Source organism: Pontibacter rugosus, from assembly GCF_042678745.1.
Taxonomy (GTDB): Bacteria; Bacteroidota; Bacteroidia; order Cytophagales; family Hymenobacteraceae; genus Pontibacter; species Pontibacter rugosus.
On record NZ_JBHTLD010000426.1, the window covers coordinates 1 to 1,220 of the forward strand.

General features: G+C 36.6%; 2 protein-coding genes. Both read right to left on the bottom strand.

Features of this window, described 5'->3' with window-relative positions; all coding sequences use genetic code 11:
* Positions 1 to 110 precede the first annotated feature (110 nt).
* The gene (locus ACFQ2O_RS21695; RefSeq protein ID WP_377533009.1) at positions 111 to 566 is read right to left on the bottom strand and encodes a hypothetical protein; all 456 of its coding nucleotides are present in this window, start codon (positions 564 to 566) and stop codon (positions 111 to 113) included.
* A gap of 98 nt (positions 567 to 664) precedes the next feature.
* Complete coding sequence (locus ACFQ2O_RS21700) at positions 665 to 1,066, bottom strand: hypothetical protein (RefSeq protein WP_377533011.1); 402 nt, start codon at positions 1,064 to 1,066, stop codon at positions 665 to 667.
* Positions 1,067 to 1,220 lie beyond the last annotated feature (154 nt).

Consider the following 1,220-nt stretch of genomic DNA (forward strand, 5'->3'; position numbering starts at 1 on the left):
ATTCAATTTTTATCCTTTTAACTTTTATACGTGCCAACGTCTTGTATAGAAGGCGAACGAGGCGTAGCCGAAGTGTGCCTTCTATACAAGACGTTGGCAGCTGCCATTTCTTATTCTTTAATTGCGTATTCCTGCTTTAGTTCTTGAAATTTCAGCCTTAGTTCTTTTACTACTCTGTCAGGGTCGGTGCTTATTATATGCCGAAATACCTTTGAACTGGTTAAAGCGAAACATGCTTTACTTCCGTCCTGAAATTTGATGCAGTATTTCAACGGCATTATTGCTTGTTCTACTGTTTTATATTCAGCTATTGGCTTAGCCTTAACGCTAAACAGCTTCTTTAAAATGATAGTATTCCCTTCTAAGTATAAGTCAGCATAAGTATAGGCATGTCTCACCATAAGTATACTTGGAACCAAAAAAGCCAATAGAAAAATTACTCCTTCAAAGCTGAAGTTTTTAGTAATGATAATGTAAAGTAAAAACAAACACAATGGAACAAAGAAAAGCAGTACCAAAGCATGTCCTACAACAGCAAAGCCACCACTAATCTTTTCTCTTTTCATTTCTTTTTATACTTACTGGTTACTGCTAACGTTTCGTGTATACCATGTGCGGCGTAGCCAAAGCATAAGGTATAAACCTTGTTACATGCTTTAGTTCTTTACTTCTTATAGATTACTGTCAAGTTCTTCGCAAATGCAGGTTTTACAACCTTTTCTTCCCAATTTAAATCTAAGCTCGGAAAGACTGCTTTCAACTTTTCTTTGAAGATGTAGTAGCCTGGAGTTTCTTCCGTAATTGTGATAGTTGATGTCTCTGATAAAATATCAATTCTTATTTCATCAACTGTCAAGAGGTCGACTTTGTATGCTCTTATTTCATTCACGTCAGCCCAAAGCACTTCAATAATTCCAGAGCTATTTTTAATCTGAAAGCTTTTTTCTGTATATTCAAAATGGCCTTGTTCTCTCATTCTTCTTTCAAAGCTTTCTTCGAATAATTCATCTGCCTGTTTCCATGCCTTAGAAGTGAAGAATCCTTTTACATTTTTAAAGATTTTCATATAATTTCTATAACATGTAACGGCTTGGCTATGGTGCGTTTATGCACTATAGGTCTTGTGTGCGCCCAGTATGGGCACCTGATACGAAAGGTATCATATTATTCCAGAGGGTGCAAGTCCCTTACAGGCGAGTTGGTGAAGCCTGTTAGCAAGC

What these genes read in the sequence shown, in the direction of transcription:
- ACFQ2O_RS21700 (WP_377533011.1), bottom strand. Translation starts at nt 1,066, where the DNA reads ATGAAAATCTTTAAAAATGTAAAAGGATTCTTCACTTCTAAGGCATGG.
- ACFQ2O_RS21695 (WP_377533009.1), bottom strand. Translation starts at nt 566, where the DNA reads ATGAAAAGAGAAAAGATTAGTGGTGGCTTTGCTGTTGTAGGACATGCT.